This is a genomic window from Actinacidiphila glaucinigra, from assembly GCF_035918135.1.
Lineage (GTDB): Bacteria > Actinomycetota > Actinomycetes > Streptomycetales > Streptomycetaceae > Actinacidiphila > Actinacidiphila glaucinigra.
The window spans coordinates 295,655-311,144 of the sequence record NZ_CP109145.1; the positions used below are offsets into that span (position 1 = coordinate 295,655).

Sequence of the window (15,490 nt, forward strand, 5' to 3'; positions counted from 1 at the left end):
CTCTGCCCGGCCGCTCTGCCCTGGCCGCGAACACGGCTCTGCACGCCCGCCCGAGCCGCGGGCCGTGCCTGGCGGCCGCGGCCGCAGACGGCAGGCACGCGCACGCCCGCTCCCGCCCCGAACCCCTTCAGCCCAGGAGGCACCCGCTCATGACCACCGCCCTTGCCGCCCCGCCCCGCGCCGCGCTCGCACTCGCTCCGACGGCCGGCGTCGTCCCGCCGCAGCCCCCGGCCACCGCCACCAGCGCGCAGCCCGACCGCGGCTACGCCGTGACCGTCTACCTCAACACCGCCGAGCACCACTACAGCAACGGCTACCGGCCCGGCGACCCGGTCGCGCACGTCACCCGCCCGGACGGGACCCCGCTCACGCTGACGTTCACCGTGCTGTCCGTCGACGACGCCGCCGACGCCGCCTGGGTCGTCGGGAACCGGCAAGGCCGCGACGACACCGGCCAGGACTGGCCCAGCGACGTCCGTTCCGTGTCCGTCGGCGACGTCCTGGCCGTCACCGCCCCCCGGGGCGACGCCGTCACGTACCTGGCCGTCGCCTCCGCCGACTTCACCCCGGTTGGCCCGCCCGCCACCATCGTGCCGATCGAGGGAACCGACGCCACCTCCCGCCCCGCCAAGAACGCGGAGCTGACCGCGGTGCTGTTCATCAACCCCGGCGACCGGGCATGACCCGCCCGCCCCGCACCTGCGACGGCCCGCCCCTGGCACCCCTGCCGGCGGCGGGCCGCCGCCATACGCCCACGCCCGGGCAGCGGCGGGGGAGTGCCAGCCCGCCAAGCCGCAGGCAGCGGTGGCCGGTCCGGGCGCCGCGCTGCAGCACGACGACCCGCACAACTCCCCACCAGCGGCACAGGCTTCGCCGGCGAAGCACCGGTGTGCGAGGCTTCCCGCCCGGGGGCGCCCTTACAGACGGGCGCACAGTCCCATGGGGAGACCATGAGCGAGCAGGCACACAGCGCCGACACAGCGATCCGCGACTACATCCGCGCGCTGCTCCGGCAGGACCTCGCCGACGAGACGACCCGGCTCGAGCTGGTCACCAAGTACGAGGCGGCCGGACACCGCATCGTTGAGGGCGGCCAGGAAGACCAAGACTCGTGGTCGATCTGCGACTGGCGTACCCGTGAGGTCCTCGCGTCCGGCACCGACGGCCTGGACGGCTACACCGCCGCGGTCAAGCGCCTGGACCCCGACAACCGGTGGATAGACATCGACCACATCACCAGCGAGGCATACGGAGAAGACGACGAGGACCACGAAGGCCCCGATTCTGCGCTCCCGGCCAGCCTCGAGGGCGCCCTGGAGGACTGGATCGGCAGCGCGCGCACCTCGAACGAGGATGTAGCCATGGTCGTGGGATGGAGCGTCGACGAGGTGGCCCGGCACCGGACCTACGCCTGACCCGCCCCGCACTCGCGACGGCCCGCCCCCGGCACCCCGCCCGGGGCGGGCCGTCGCCATACCCGCCGCGCCCGGCGGAGGCGTACGCGCACGGACTGCGCGGAGTTCCCCGACTTGTACGACTGCATCCCGGCGAGGCCTGCGCGCCCGGTACGGACATCTGCCCGACCGTGAAGTGCTGGTACTTTGCGCGCACGTTGCGAGGAGGGGATGTCGGTGGAAGACGAGAGAGATCGCATGAACCGGTGCATTGCGTTGATAAATGCCCTGGAATTTCGCGGGGGAATGTTCGTCGCCGCTGTGGGGCCGCACATGATCAGACACCAGACCATCCAGTCCGTGGAAGACGCCCGCATGATGCGGCAGTACGGCGGCAGCGCCCCCGGTCCGCGGACCATGTGGCTGTACAAGGAGAGTTCGCGTGGCGCGCCGAAGTGCTACGCCGAGCGGTGCGGCTACGAAGCCGACTTCCGGCTGACTCGGGTGCGGGGTCTGTTCCGTCGGCCCTTCGAGCGGTTCGCCTGTGTTGACCACGTCAAGGCGGCGCGGTTGGAGCTGGGGCGGACGCCGGGCACCAGGAGCCGCTAGCCGCCCTGGCCTGATCCGGTGGGGTAGCGGCGCGTGTGGCTCTCCCGAAGGGCCGCGACCCAATTCGGTCGGTGCATCTTTGAGGGTGCTCGGTGATGGGGCTGCCCGAGCCGGCCCGACTGCAAAGCCGTGCCCGCCAAGGAGAGCCGCCGTGACCGGACCGAACCCGGCTCGTCCGTATCCCGCGCCCCGACTTCGCCGACGTCCGCCGCCGAGGTGGCCGCCGAGCTCCTCGGCTCCGCCCTTGCCGACGTCGCTTTCGCTTGCGACCGATGGCTCCCTGATCGTGGCCGTCGCCCGGCCGTGGGGCATCGACACCCATCGGGTCGCCGAGGAAGGCCAGGCCACCGCGCCCGGGCAGCCGCCCAGCCCGGCGCGGGGGTTGTTGCGGGCGTTAAGCCGCGGCAGGCCAGTGTCTCCGGTGCCGGGCCCGGGACGGCGGTGACCACACCCCGCCCTCCCGGGCCCGGGACCACACACCCCTTCCCGGCGGCCGCCGGCCGGACCGCCCCTTCCCCTCCCGGAGCGCCCTGCCATGCGTTTCCAGCAGCCCACCATCGACACGGCCAGCCCCGAAGGCTGCCGCATCACCGACCTGTTCGACCGGTTCAAGGACCAGGAGCACGGTGACGACAACTGGAGCGGCGCCGACGTCACCCAGATCCTGACCACCTGGTTCGGCGAGATGGGCTTCGACACCGAAGGCCCCGCCTACGTCGCCTTCACCACCACGCCGCTCGACATCGACCCCGTCATCGCCCGCACCGCCACCCTCATTGGATGGCGGCTCGTCCGGTACGACGACGCCCGCGGGTTCTTCGAAGCCCCCGGCGACCTGGTCATCGACTTCGCCGTCACCTACGACATCGACGGCACGACCGTCTTCGCCCTGGACCCCGCCCTGGGTGGCTCCAAGAGCGTCGAAGGCCCACAGAAGCTGCGCCTGTCCCCGCTCATGACCACCGTCGGCGCGAGCTCGTTCCTGACCGCCAAGCTCTACGAGTTGCGGCTGCAGACCAAGGAGTGGGCGCTCACCGCAGCCCGAGGCCGCTGACCACCCCCGGCCCCTCCCGCGAACCTGGCCCGCCCCCGGCCCCGCCCGGGGACGGGCCGCCGGCATCCCCACGCTCCCGGCTCCCAGCCTGGCGCCTCAGCTTCGGCCGTCCCGTTCGGGGCCGGGGTGGCGTGCCTAGGTACCGCCCCCGGCACGGTGCCGCCCCACCAATCCGGCCCGCTGAGGAGGCCCCGCACCCGTGACCCGCCACGCCATGCCGTACCGCCCGTTCCCCTGTAACGAATGCCCCTGGCTCCTCGACGCACCCCCCGGCCGGTTCCCCGCGCAACGCTTCAAGGAGCTCCGCGCCACCAGCGTCCAGCCCGACCCGACAGACGACGACGCCTACCAGGCCGCAGCCCTCGGCCAGCAACCCAAGTTCGGCTGCCACAAAGGCGCCCCCGGCAGCGGCGAAGACCTCGCCTGCGCCGGATGGCTCGCCGTCGCCGGACACCAGAACCTGTCCGTCCGCCTCGCCGTGATCACCGGCTCCCTGCCCGCCAGCGCCCTCACCCCGGGCCCGAACTGGCCCCCGCTGCACGACTCCTACGACGCTATGGCCGCAGCTCACAACCCGCCCCAGAACCCGGCCGACGACGGGCCGCCCGCGCCCTGACCCAGGACCTCGCCGCCTGCGACCACTACACCCTCGTCCCCACCCGCCGCTGAACCGCCGCAGCCCCGGCTCGCGCCCTCCCGCGCGAGCCGGGGCCCGGCACGCACCAGCGACCCGAGGACCGGGCCGTTGCGTGTTCATCCGCGCATGACCACCTCAGCGTCCCTCCTCGCTCTGGGGTTGCGGGCGTAACGCGCACCGACGACACCATCCCCGCATGACCACCATCGACCACGACAAAGCCACCGAAGCCCCGGAACTGAACGCCGAGCACGCCACCAACCCCGGGCCGGCCGCCGCACCCACCGTCGCCCGCAACGCGTTCGAGCAGGCAGCCAGCGGCGCCCTGGAGGCTCTGCGGCCCGGCCGCTACACCCTCCGCGTCTGCGAAGACCCCCGCGATCTCTGCGACCGGGGACGCTGCGGCACGCAGTCCACCCGCGCAAGCGGCACCCTCGCCGAGATCCAGGCGCTCACCACGGCGTTCCGGCACGCGTGGGTCGCCGACGAGAACGGCACCCCCGTGGCCGGGTACCGCCCCGGGCAGCGCGTCACGTCCACCACGCACGGCGACTCCGGCACGGTCATCACCTACGTTTCCGGCGACGACCACCACAACAGCCTGACTCGCATCGTGTGGGACAACACCGGCGACCGGGAGGTCTACAGCAACACCCTGCGCCCCGCCGACAACCCGACAGCCGCCCCCACCGACACCGTCGCGCTCATCCGCGCCAACGACATCCCGACGCTCCTGCCCAGTTACCTGCTGCGGCTGCACGTCGAACTGACCGCCCACGCCGCCACTGTCCACGACACGTCGCGCTACTGGCACCTGCTCAGTGCCATCACCCACGTGGAGGACGTCCAGGCACAAGAGGTTCCCGTGCCCGCCGACCTGGACGCCGTACTCACCCGCGTGAACGCCGCTCTCGCCGTCTGACGCCCCCGGCCCGCCGCGCCGCGACCCGCCCCACGCGCCCCGGCCCCCGGCACGCACCAGCGACCGGGGAACCGGGGCCGCTCCGCTTTCAGCCGCGCATCACGACCCCGGCCCTTCTCCTCTGAAGTTGCGGGCCTAACGCGTGCCACCACCACCGTCCCCGCATGACCACCGACTACCACGCCGCCGCGACCACCACGGGCGACGCCCTCTCGCTCCTCGAAGAGAACGGCGACTTCGGCCACGCCCGCGACACCGACCCCACCTGGCCCGCCCAAGCCGAACGCGCCGCCGTCCTCGCGCTGCGCCGCTTCCACGACGCCCTGATCACCCCCGGCAGCGCCCAGCCGCCCACCGGCGAAGGCGAGTACCAGGTCACCTGGATCATCCAGATCGACGCCGACAGCCCCGCACACGCCGCCCGCAAGGCCCTGGCACGCCAGCTCCGCCCCGACAGCGAGGCCCGCTTCTTCGACGTCACCTGCTTCGACCGCCCGACCGGCACCGTCGAGATTGACCTCACCCCGCAGACCACCGGCACCGACCCCTACACCGTCCTCACCCAAGACGACCGCGCCCGCCTCCTGGCCGCGCTCCTCACCAGCGGCCCCAAGGCCCGCGTCACCGCCCTGCGCCGTCTGGACTCCTACGAGCTGCACCACCTGATCGGCGAGTGCCAGGAAGCCGCCCGACCCAAGGACGAAGCCGCCCTCCTCGACTCCGTCCGTGAGAGCCTTGCCGCCCTCACCCCCGACAACGGCCTGGCCAGCGCCACGCCCGTCACCCACGTCCGGTTCACCACCAGCGCCCGAGAAGACGGCTACGCCTACAGCACCTGCCGCGTCCGGCTGTTCCACACCGACGGCGCCGTCTCCACCGTCGACCTGCACGACACCGCAGAAGCCCTCACCGACCTGTCCCAGCTGGACGACGTCGGCTCCTGCTCGACCTACACCCTCGACCTGGCCGCCGGCACCGCCGACGAGGACGACGCCGAGGACCCCGACCTGCTCCACCCCTGACCCCCGCCGCCACCGACGGCCCCGCCCCGCCTCGCCAGGAGGGCGGGGCCGTCCGCGTCTGTCACCCCGCCCGAGGGGTTGCTCGCCTTGCGCCCCGCGCCACCACCGTCACCGCCACGCCCCGGCCCTTGGCTCTACGCCGCCGGGAAACCCCGACCCGCTGGAAAGCAGGCCACCGTGACCGAACCCGAACCCGAGCCCCTGACCGTCGACGAGCGCGCGCAGCTCCTGGCCCAGCTCCTCACCGAACACACCGTCGTCGCCGGCGCGCTGGCGCTGCTCCCGTCCTTCGAACTGCACCACCTCGTCGGAGCCTGCGAACAGGTCATCGCCCACGTCGAAGGCGCCGCCCTCCTCGAAGCCATCAACGAAGACCTCGCCGCCCTCACCCCCGACAACCGCCTGGCCAGCGCCACGCCCGTCACGCACGTCCGGTTCGTCGTCACCGAACACGACAGCGGACTCCTGGAGTACAACCCGGACGACGCCCGCCTGTTCCACGCCGACGGCGCCGTCTCCACCGTCGACCTGCCCGCCACCGAGGAAGCCCTGACCGAGTTCTCCGAGCTGTTCAACCTCGGCACCCTGTCGGTCCTCACCCTCGACCTGGCCACCGGCGCCATCACCAGCGACGCCACCACCACCCCCGACACCCTCGCCATCTGACCCAACCCGCGACGCGGCCCCGCCCCCAGCCCGGACACCCCCGGCCCGGCGGCGGAGCCCGCCGTTTCCCGCCACCAGCACCGCACCCCCGCACCCGCGTCCCACCCCCCGGCACCCCGACCGCCACAACGCCCCGCCGACCCGCCCGGCCGCCTACCGTTCCCCGCGGACCCGCAACCTGGAGAGGGGGAACGCCGCACCGTGCACACCATCCCGATCAGCGAACTCGGCGACCTGCCCGGCCTGTTCACCACCGTCGACCACATCACCGTCACCGAGACGAACCCGGCCACCGGCACCACCGACGCCGTCACGCTCCCCCCGCCCCTGATCCGCCGCACCACCCGACGCGACGGCACCACCGCGTGGATCCTCACCCCGCCCGGCATCGCCGAACGCATCCACATCGAGGGCGACCAGACCCCCGTCACCGTCCACTACAAGCCCGTCCCCGCACCCGCAGTCGCCAGCCCCACACCGGCGCCCGCACCGGCACCAGCCGGCGCGCCCCACCAGCAGCAGACCGCGTGGACCCACCCCGCACCCCAGACCCCCTACACACCCGCACCCGCGCCCGCCCGGCCCGCCGCGCCCTGGACCACCCCGCCGCCCCGCACCTGACCCCCGGCACCCCCGGCCCCGGCCACCCGCAAATCTGCGGGCGACCGGGGCCGCCCCACGCCTTGCCGCCATAACCACGCCACCGGCCACGCTCGGCACACCCCAACCACACCCCGGCCAGGAGACCCGCATGCGCATCGACCTCTACGCCAACTGGTCCGACGTGATCCAGCACTCCGCCACAGACCTGCCCGAGGACCAGCCCCGCGACGCCATCGTGCAGACCGCCCGCGCCCTGCTCGCCGACCACCCGCACACCGGCACGGCCGCCGTCCGCGCCGACAACTCCGCGCCCCGACTCTTCGTCTACAGCGACGGCCGCGTCCGCGACGCGATCCTCTGACCCCCGCCCCGCACACACCCGGCCCCGGCCACCCGCAAGACGGGTGACCGGGGCCGACGTATGCCGTCTCCCGGCCAGCGCTCACCCCACCGGCACTCCGGCACCGGCCACCAGCCCACGACCCACGACCGGCTCCACCCCGCCCTGACCCCGCGACGTCCCCGACCGCGCCACGCCACCACCCTGATCCGCCGCCACGCCCGCTACGCCCGGCCCGCCGTCTCCGCCGGCTTCCCGCGCCAGCCGCCGCAGCTCCTTCACCCGCTCCGCCGACACCCCCAACCTGCGCCCGCACGCCACCACCGTCTCGCCCGCCTCGCCCATCGCCACCACCACCTGCGCCGCCTGCAAGCGGGCCTGACGCATCCGCTCCTCACCCCGCGCCCGCACCCGCCGCACCTCAGCCTCCACCTCCTCCGCGATCCGACCCGCGTCCTCCTGCGCCAGCTCGAAATCCGCCGCCAGCTCATCCAAGGACGCCTCCCGCAGACGCCGCGCCTGCTCAGCCTCCTCAGCCGCCCGCCGCTCCTCGGCCAACCGCGCCTGGACCCGCTCCAACGCCGCCCGACGCCGCGCCAGATCCTTCGCCCCCCGGCTCTTCCCGCTACTGGACATGCCGATCGCCTCCCGGCGCTCACCGGCCCGCCCAGCGCAGGCCGCCGCCCGGCAGTCTCACCCCGCCAGGCCCGCCGCTCACCGGCCCAGACGCGCCCGTCCCAGGCCCCTGGACTTGCTTCGGGGTGAGTGGTCCCGCAGGCGGGATGTCCCGGTCGTGACGGGTGATTGGTGGAGTGTTACCTGGTCCGCTCGGCCCCGGCGGTGTCGGTCTGCTGTGGGTGGCTGTCGTGAGTGGGGCTGATAGTTCCCCGGCTGGTGAGGGCCGGTGCGCCGCACACCTCTAGCACTTTTGGCCGGGCGGGCCTGCGGTTCCGCCGGGCGGGATGCGCCGCAAGGTCGTTTCCACCGGTACGGGAGGACTGGGCGGATCAGGTGTTCGGGCCCGCCGCGCACGGCGGTGGTGGTGGTGCACTGGTCGGGTGGGGATGACAGTGAAAGGGATCACGGCCGCCAGCTATCCGTACTACCGGCACAACATCGCGGCGGCGGACGGTGCCCGTGGCAGTGAAGCCGCGGTGTCCTCGAGCACGCCCGGTGTTCCGGTCGGGGAGTGGCACGGCGCGGCGGCGGTGCGGCTGGGTCTTGCCGGGGAGGTGACCGAGCCGCAGATGCGGGCGCTGTTCGGGCTGGGCATGCACCCGGACGCCGAGGCGATCGTGGCGATCCAGACGCGCGCCGGCGCAGGTGCCGCCCGGGCGATGCGGGCTGCCAAGCTCGGCCCGGCGCTGCCGAATCTGGCGGAGTCCTCGCCGCTGGACCGGCAGATCGAGCAGGCTCTGGACATCGCCAGTGAGCGGGTGTGCCGGCCGCTGACCAAGGCCGAAGCCAAGCAGGTGAGGATGGCGGTCGCCGCGCAGGCCTTCCGCGCCGAGTATCACCGGACGCCGGACAGCGGGGCGGAGCTCGGCCGGTTCCTGGCCGCCCGCACCGGCCAGCAGCGGCAGGCCCGCACCGGTTTCGACCTGACGTTCTCCTCCGAGGAGCTGTCGCTGCTGTTCGCTCTTGGCGACGAAGCAGTGCGCCGCACGGCCCTTGAGGTGCAGCAGGCCGCCCGGGCGGAGACCGTGGCCTGGATCGAGAACCACGCGCTGGCGGTGCGAAGCGGCGCCGGGGGCGTCGTCCAGGAGCAGGCAGTGCCGGGGGTGCTGGCCACGGTGTACCTGCACTACGAGTCGCGGGCCGGGGACCCGATGCTGCACGAGCACGTCGTGATCAGCCCCCGCGTCCAAGGGCCCGACGGACGCTGGAGGAACTTGGACAACCGGCTGCTGTACCGGGAGATCGTCGCCGCTTCCGAGCTGTTCAACCAGCGGGTCCTGGAGCTGCTGTGCGAGCGGCTGGGCCTGCGGACCGAACCGGTCGAAGTCACCCCCGGGCAGCGGCCGGTGATGCGCATTGCGGGCATCGACGCCAGGCTGCGGGAGCTGTTCTCCCAGCGCGGCACAGCCATCCGCATCACCGCCGAGACCCTCTTCGACGACTATGCACGCCGTCACGGGCGGCAGCCTGGACCGGCAGCACGGACCCGGCTGAAGGGCCAGGCGACGCTGCTGACCCGGCCGGCCAAGCGTGCCGCCCGCTCGTTGGACGAGCTCCTGGACCACTGGCGGCGCCGTGCGGTCGCCGCCACCGACCAGGCCACCGTCGACGGGCTTCTGGATGCGGCACAGGCAGCTGCCCACGTTGCGGCCCCGGTAGCCGTCCGTCGCGCCACCACCCCGGTCGACGTTGATGTCGCCGCGGCCGCCGCCGCGGTGCTCGCCGAAGTCGCCGCGCACCGCACCACCTTCCGCCGCCGGCACGTTCTGGCCGAAGCCCGCCGCTACCTGATGCGCACCCTGGCCGGGGCGACCGCACCATCCGGCGCCGCCGACCGGATTGCCGACCAGGCGCTCGCTGATGCGGACTGCCTCGAGGTCACACCGCCGGACATCAACCCGAGCCACCCGGAGCTGACCCGACCGGACGGCACCTCGGTCTACCAGCCGATCGGAGCCCGCACCTACACCACCGCGACGCTGCTGGCCGCGGAGAACCGGCTGCTGGCCGCCGCCCGCACCGACGTGATCCCGCCGGTCGGGCGGGAAGCGTTCGCCCGCGCGGCCGCCGTGCACGACGGGCCGCTGGGCGCCGCGCAACGCGAGCTTGCCGCGTCCTTCGCCCTGTCCGACAAGCTGTTGCTGGCCGGGCTGGGACCGGCCGGATCCGGCAAGACCACCTCCATGCGGCTGCTGGCCGCCGCCGCCCACGCCGCCGGCAGCCGGGTCATCCCGCTCGCGCCTTCCGCCCGCGCCGCCAAGGTCCTCGGAAGCGACCTGCGCCTGCCCGCGCACACCCTGCACTCCTGGCTGCACCAACGCGAACTGGCCGCCCAAGGCCACGACACCGACGACGCCTTCGCCCTGCGGCCGGGCGACGTGGTCCTGGTCGACGAGGCCGGCATGGCCGGCACCCGCCTGCTCGACAAGATCCTCGCCGAAGCCACCGCCGCCGGGGCCGTGGTGCGGCTGCTCGGCGACCCGCACCAGCTCGCCGCGATCGAATCAGGCGGCGCGCTGCGCCTGATCGCCGGTGCCGGGGGAGCGGTCGAACTGGACCGGCTGCACCGTTTCCGCACCCCCGGCGAAGCCGACGCGTCCCTGGCCCTACGCGACAGCAAGCACCCCGCCGAGGCCTTCACCTGGTACCGCGACCGCGGCCGCGTCACCGCCGGCCCCGGCCAGCTGATGCACCAGGCCGTCTTCGAAGCGTGGGCCGCCGACACGCTCGCCGGGCGGACCACGCTGATGACCGCTGCCGACACCGCGACCGTCACCGCGCTCAACGCCCGCGCCCAGGCCTGGCACATCGCAGCCGGCCGGCTCGACACCCGCAGCTCGATCGCCCTGCGCGCCGGGGCCCGCGCGCACGTCGGCGACATCATCGTCACCCGCCTCAACGCCCGCCGCATGAGCGTGCGCGGCGGCCGCGACTTCGTGAAGAACGGCGACACCTGGACCGTCCAGGCCGTCGACCCCAACGGGGAGCTTGTCGTCCGGCACACCGGCCACCACGGCCGCATCCGGCTGCCCGCCGACTACGTGGCCGGGCACTGCGAACTCGGCTACGCCTCCACCATCCACCGCGCCCAGGGCATGACCGTCGACACCTCCCACGCCCTGGCAACCCCCGCCTCCGGCCGCGAAGGCGTCTACGTCCAGCTCACCCGCGGCCGCCACACCAACCGCCTGTACGTCGCCCTCGACCACGACGGCCAAGACCTCAACGACGTCCTCACCGGCATTGCCGCCCGCCGCCGCGCACAGCTGTCCGCGACCGAGACGATCGCCGACCTCCAGCGCCACGCCACCGCCCCCGGCACCCTCGCCGCCCAGTACGCCGACGTCGCCCGGCGCGCCACCACCGCCCGACTGACCGGCGTCCTCGAGCACACCCTCGGCCTGGACCGCGCCGCAGCGTTCCTCGCCGCCGACGCCTTCCCCGCCCTCATCCGCGCCCTCGCCGACGCCGAACGCACCGGATTCGACCTGCCCCGCCTGCTCACCCGCACCCTCACCGGCCGCGCCCTGGCCGACGCCGACGACATCGCCGCGCTACTCACCTGGCGGCTGCGCCGCCACCTCACAGACGCCGCACACGCGGCCACCACCACCCCGCAAAGCCGCCCGCTGGCGCACCTGACCCTCGACCAGCTGCACAACCTCGCCCACCTCGCGGCCGCCCACCGCACGGCCGCGCACACCGAACTCCAAGCCGCCGACGCCGCCATGAGCGTCCTCCCCGCACCAGTGACGACACGCGACGGGATCACCCATCCGGCCTGGCCCGACCGCCCCCATGGGCCGCTGACCCGCACCCAGCTTGCCGCTGAAATCGCCACCGCCCGCGCCGCCTACCGCGACGCCGCCCGCACCGGCACACCACTGTCACCCGCCGCTCGGGCCACCATCGCCGCCCTGACGGCCGAGACCGCCCTGCGCCGCACCCTGCCGTGGAAGCAGGCCGCCCGCGAGGACTGGCAGCGCGACCGCGGCCGTCACCACACCGGCAGCGGCAGCCTGGCCGCCACCCGACGCCACCACCACGACCGCGCCGACGCCAGCAAGGAGCGGCAGTTCCACGCCCGGACCGCGCTCGCCCGCGCCGACGCCATCACCGGCCGGATCGACGCCGAACTGCGGCTGCGTGACCGCCTGCCCGACCACCTTCCGCACCAGCCGAACCAGCACGCCGACATTCCCGACTGGGCCGCCGACCGCACCTGCCTCACGCACCCCGACACCCCGGGCCACTGGCGCCAGCACCTTGCCGAACGCCACCGCATCCTCGCCCGCGCGGTGACAGCCCGCGGCCACACCCTCGCCGACCACCCGCCGGCCTGGGCCCGCCCGCTCGGCCCGCCACCGCCTGCGACCTCGCCCAACCGGCGCGCCGCCTGGGCCACCACCTGCGCCCTGGTCGAACTGTGGCGGACCCGCCACGCCATTACCACGGTGCCCGGCCTCGGCCCCCGCCCGGCCGACCCCGGCGACGCCGCCGCCTGGGACGCCATGACCGCCCGCATCCGCGCCTTCAACGGAAGCCGCCACCCGATGCACACACCACCGCCCGGCGCACCCGCCTCCGATGTCCTGGCTGCCGTCCTGGCCCACCTCGACAGCCCGCCGCCCGGCGGCGCCTACGCGCTGCCCGCGCATCCGGCCGTACGCGACCCGCACGGCATCGCACCCCTGAACAACGCCGCCGCCGACGCCCGCCTGGCCCGCAGCGCGCTGGCCGCAGCGCTCGCTGGCGAGGCGGCACCCGAGGCCTGGATCGGCGCCATCACCGCGCCGGATGAGGACAACGAGGACGAGCAGCACGCCTACACCCGGCTCGTCACCGCGCTCGCCGACTACCGCCGCCGTCACCACCGCGCCGGCTCCGACATCCTCGGCCCACGCCCGTCCGGCATCGACGGCCAGGAATGGGACCACCTCACGGACGCCATCGACCTGTACACCCGCGCCCGCATCGAGGCCCGCCTGGAGCAGTTGCGCCAGCGCACCGAGGCTGCCCGCGCCGACCTTCCCGCGGCTCCGCGGGTACCGCCTCCGGCCCCGCGAAGGGGTAACCGGAACGGCCACCGCACCGGCCGCCCTCGCCCGCGCCGCCGCTGACCACCACGGGTTCGTGTGAACGCCGAGAGGGTCCGTGACCCGCAGCGGCGGAATTTCCTTGGTGAAACGCCGGGCGCGTGTCATCATCGGCTTCGGCACTCCGCAGACCCTCCCGGACGTCAATCCGATGACGCGCTTGAGAATTGACGTTACGGCGGCTCGCGGGTAAGATGGAGGCGTAACAACGAGGAAGTGATCAGGTACACCGTAGGCCCCCGCAGTGGGGCCGTTCGTGTACCCGGTGACCTCCTCTTTTGCGTTTTATGCACGTTCGAGGACTAATCCTCAAGCTTCACCAAGGGGTGAAATATGACACTCATTTACATGACGGAGGTTACTCATGCTGCCCACCAACGACCACCACAACATGCAGGTCAGGACGCCTTCTACTGCGGAGGACCGTGTTCGGCGCCTGCGGAGGGCGACCACGGTCATCGCGTTGGCGCTCCTTGCTGCCGTGGTCGCCGCGACGTCCGGCCATAACGATGCGTCCGTGTTCCTCGCGTTCGCCCAGTCGTACGGAGACATTAGTGAAAGCCTGGATGTCCTAATGGAAGAGTTTGGTTACCTGAAGAAGAAGGTGAAGGCGAAGGTTAACAAGTGGCTTAATCGCTGACGCATCGTTAGCACGCGACAATATGTGACTCTTGAGCGAATAATTTAACAGCCTGCCAGGTGAACGAAAATTGTTCCCTGGCGTTTTTTCTGCCAAAAATCCCCCCATTATCCTCGGTTTAATAGTGGGGGGATTATTCATGCGGTCCTGCGTACTTCCCGCCGGACGGGGCGTTGGTGCAGGTCAGGGGCCAATGGCGGCCGCCCGCAGGGCGGTGGTGGTCTGCAGGCCGACCACAGCTTCGAGCGGGTAGGGGGCGGGCGTGGTCGCCTGCAGGTCGTTGATCCAGCCGCCGAAAGCCTCGGCGACCGCGGCGTGTTCGGCCTCCAGCGGGGCCGGGCGGGCAGCAACGGGCTCGGCGGTGAGGGCGCGCAGCAGCATCCCGGCGGCGCGCAGCGGGAAGGAGATGGCGCCGTCGTCGGAGGCCGCGTACTGGCCCCGGGTGACCGGCCCGCCGGCCATGGAGTCCCACAGCGTCGCGCAGCCGGTGGCCGCGCGCAGGGTGTCGGTGACGGCGTCGGTGAACACCGCGGTGTCCCTCGGCAGGTGGGGCAGCACCCGGTCCAGACACGCCTTCAACAGCTCGGCGCGCTCAGAGAGGGTCGCGGCGGCGCGGCGCATTAGGTCGGCGTAGCCGCTGCCGTCCGGGCCGCCGGTGTACGGGGTGGGCAGGGTACGGGCGGGCCACAGCGGCACCTCGGGCATGACGGCGATCGCGCCGTCGGGGAGGTGGTGCAGGCTGCTCGCGCCGTGGGAGGGTCTGTCCTTGCCGGGCGGGGTGATGACCATTTCGTGGGCGGGCGGCATGAGGTGCACGGCTGGGCCGTCCTTGGCCCAGCCGGCGGTGTCGATGCCTTCGTGGCTGAGCGGGATCCGGTGCCGAGCGGCGGTGTCGCGCAGCGCCGTCGACAGGGCCGGGTGCGGGCGGTTCATCACGAAGAAGGCTCCGCCGAAGTCGGCATTGTGGAGGTCGATGTAGACCTCGGGCCGCAGCGTGGTGAGCAGCTGGTGCAGGATTGTGGTCTCCGGCAGCGGCCGGTCCCAGCCGGGCGCGGGGAACGTCCACTCCGGCTGCCTGGCCATCGGCGGCCGGTAGAAGTGGCGGTGGTAGGCGTCCAGGTCCAGCGGCCGGCTGGTCCAGTGCTCGTTGAGGGCGGCCCCGTCCGGGTCGATGCAGCCCACCAGGTGCCAGGTGCAGCCGATCGAACCGGTCCAGCGACTGGTGCGGGTGAGCAGCCGGGCCAGCGCGACGATGGTCAGGTTTCCGGCAGGCTCGTTCGGGTGCGGGCCCGCGACGACCAGGACGTGCCGCGGGCCTCCGGGGACGGTCAGCATCGTGACCGGGCGGCCGCCGCGCGACGGCCCGAGCCGCTCCCGGCGGCACGCGGGGTGGGCTTCGGCGATGCGGGCGAGCTCGCGGTCGACGTCGCCAGGTGAGGGGAACGTGTGCCGGGAGCTCCACGGCGCGAGGTCGATCTCGTCCGGTCCTAGCAGCGCTTCCATGCAGCCCTCGTCCCCTCGTCCGGCCACCCACCGGGGGTGTGGTTTCCCGCCACCATCCCGTACCGCGGGAGATCGTGGATCAAGTCTGGCCAATCAGACGGGCGTTGGTTGCCCCCACGTCGTGGCGGTGCTGCGATGAGGCCCTTCCCATCGGCCTCGCCCACGAGGAGTCATCATGTCCAAGCTGACCAAGACCACCGCGAAGACCCCGGCCGCGGCCCCGGCGCGCATCGGCTTCCGCCGCCTGGAGCGCGTGGAGACCACGAACAGTCCCTGCGCCAACGCCAGTTGACCCCGCCGGCCCCGGCACGCACACGGTGAGGGCG

Annotated in this window: 14 protein-coding genes; 12 read left to right on the forward strand and 2 right to left on the reverse strand. The window is 73.2% G+C overall.

Going from position 1 to position 15,490, the window contains the following annotated elements:
• The first annotated feature begins 149 nt into the window (after nt 1–149).
• The 10 genes from OIE69_RS44425 (at nt 150) to OIE69_RS44470 (ending at nt 7,268) form a co-directional block, all read left to right on the forward strand.
• Nucleotides 150–683 (forward strand): hypothetical protein, encoded by a 534-nt coding sequence (locus tag OIE69_RS44425; RefSeq protein WP_326581629.1) that lies wholly within the window; start codon nt 150–152, stop codon nt 681–683.
• 267 nt (nt 684–950) lie between these two features.
• The gene (locus OIE69_RS44430; RefSeq protein WP_326581628.1) at nt 951–1,415 is read left to right on the forward strand and encodes a hypothetical protein; all 465 of its coding nucleotides are present in this window, start codon (nt 951–953) and stop codon (nt 1,413–1,415) included.
• 312 nt (nt 1,416–1,727) lie between these two features.
• Entirely contained in the window at nt 1,728–2,003 is a 276-nt protein-coding gene (locus OIE69_RS44435) for a hypothetical protein (protein WP_326581627.1), read from the forward strand.
• 535 nt (nt 2,004–2,538) lie between these two features.
• The gene (locus tag OIE69_RS44440; RefSeq protein WP_326581626.1) at nt 2,539–3,057 is read left to right on the forward strand and encodes a hypothetical protein; all 519 of its coding nucleotides are present in this window, start codon (nt 2,539–2,541) and stop codon (nt 3,055–3,057) included.
• A 199-nt stretch (nt 3,058–3,256) separates the two neighbouring features.
• Nucleotides 3,257–3,673 carry a DUF6283 family protein gene (locus OIE69_RS44445; RefSeq protein WP_326581625.1) on the forward strand — a complete coding sequence of 139 codons (417 nt, stop codon included), beginning with the start codon at nt 3,257–3,259 and terminating at the stop codon, nt 3,671–3,673.
• 217 nt (nt 3,674–3,890) lie between these two features.
• Nucleotides 3,891–4,616, forward strand: coding sequence for a hypothetical protein (locus tag OIE69_RS44450; protein WP_326581624.1), 726 nt, complete (start codon nt 3,891–3,893; stop codon nt 4,614–4,616).
• Between the two features lie 164 nt (nt 4,617–4,780).
• Nucleotides 4,781–5,638, forward strand: coding sequence for a hypothetical protein (locus OIE69_RS44455; protein ID WP_326581623.1), 858 nt, complete (start codon nt 4,781–4,783; stop codon nt 5,636–5,638).
• 177 nt (nt 5,639–5,815) lie between these two features.
• The gene (locus OIE69_RS44460; RefSeq protein ID WP_326581622.1) at nt 5,816–6,304 is read left to right on the forward strand and encodes a hypothetical protein; all 489 of its coding nucleotides are present in this window, start codon (nt 5,816–5,818) and stop codon (nt 6,302–6,304) included.
• A 201-nt stretch (nt 6,305–6,505) separates the two neighbouring features.
• A complete protein-coding gene (locus OIE69_RS44465) occupies nt 6,506–6,925 on the forward strand; it encodes a hypothetical protein (RefSeq protein WP_326581621.1) in 420 nt (139 codons plus the stop codon).
• A gap of 130 nt (nt 6,926–7,055) precedes the next feature.
• Complete coding sequence (locus OIE69_RS44470; RefSeq protein WP_326581620.1) at nt 7,056–7,268, forward strand: hypothetical protein; 213 nt, start codon at nt 7,056–7,058, stop codon at nt 7,266–7,268.
• 81 nt (nt 7,269–7,349) lie between these two features.
• On the opposite strand, the gene OIE69_RS44475 is transcribed toward OIE69_RS44470, so the two are convergent.
• Complete coding sequence (locus OIE69_RS44475; protein WP_326581619.1) at nt 7,350–7,883, reverse strand: hypothetical protein; 534 nt, start codon at nt 7,881–7,883, stop codon at nt 7,350–7,352.
• Nucleotides 7,884–8,311: 428 nt separating this feature from the next.
• Between OIE69_RS44475 and mobF the strand changes: the two genes are divergently transcribed.
• Together mobF and OIE69_RS44485 are read left to right on the forward strand one after the other, a co-directional pair.
• Nucleotides 8,312–13,045: a MobF family relaxase gene (gene mobF, locus OIE69_RS44480; protein ID WP_326581871.1), complete on the forward strand. Its 4,734-nt coding sequence runs from the start codon at nt 8,312–8,314 to the stop codon at nt 13,043–13,045.
• Between the two features lie 340 nt (nt 13,046–13,385).
• Complete coding sequence (locus tag OIE69_RS44485) at nt 13,386–13,661, forward strand: hypothetical protein (RefSeq protein ID WP_326581618.1); 276 nt, start codon at nt 13,386–13,388, stop codon at nt 13,659–13,661.
• Between the two features lie 183 nt (nt 13,662–13,844).
• Here OIE69_RS44485 and OIE69_RS44490 read toward each other — a convergent pair whose 3' ends face one another.
• Nucleotides 13,845–15,164: a hypothetical protein gene (locus OIE69_RS44490; protein WP_326581617.1), complete on the reverse strand. Its 1,320-nt coding sequence runs from the start codon at nt 15,162–15,164 to the stop codon at nt 13,845–13,847.
• Nucleotides 15,165–15,490: the final 326 nt, after the last annotated feature.

Coding starts and splice junctions, on each gene's coding strand:
- OIE69_RS44425 (WP_326581629.1), top strand. CDS start 150: ATGACCACCGCCCTTGCCGCCCCGCCCCGCGCCGCGCTCGCACTCGCT.
- OIE69_RS44430 (WP_326581628.1), top strand. CDS start 951: ATGAGCGAGCAGGCACACAGCGCCGACACAGCGATCCGCGACTACATC.
- OIE69_RS44435 (WP_326581627.1), top strand. CDS start 1,728: ATGATCAGACACCAGACCATCCAGTCCGTGGAAGACGCCCGCATGATG.
- OIE69_RS44440 (WP_326581626.1), top strand. CDS start 2,539: ATGCGTTTCCAGCAGCCCACCATCGACACGGCCAGCCCCGAAGGCTGC.
- OIE69_RS44450 (WP_326581624.1), top strand. CDS start 3,891: ATGACCACCATCGACCACGACAAAGCCACCGAAGCCCCGGAACTGAAC.
- OIE69_RS44455 (WP_326581623.1), top strand. CDS start 4,781: ATGACCACCGACTACCACGCCGCCGCGACCACCACGGGCGACGCCCTC.
- OIE69_RS44470 (WP_326581620.1), top strand. CDS start 7,056: ATGCGCATCGACCTCTACGCCAACTGGTCCGACGTGATCCAGCACTCC.
- OIE69_RS44475 (WP_326581619.1), bottom strand. CDS start 7,883: ATGTCCAGTAGCGGGAAGAGCCGGGGGGCGAAGGATCTGGCGCGGCGT.
- mobF (WP_326581871.1), top strand. CDS start 8,312: ATGACAGTGAAAGGGATCACGGCCGCCAGCTATCCGTACTACCGGCAC.
- OIE69_RS44485 (WP_326581618.1), top strand. CDS start 13,386: ATGCTGCCCACCAACGACCACCACAACATGCAGGTCAGGACGCCTTCT.
- OIE69_RS44490 (WP_326581617.1), bottom strand. CDS start 15,164: ATGGAAGCGCTGCTAGGACCGGACGAGATCGACCTCGCGCCGTGGAGC.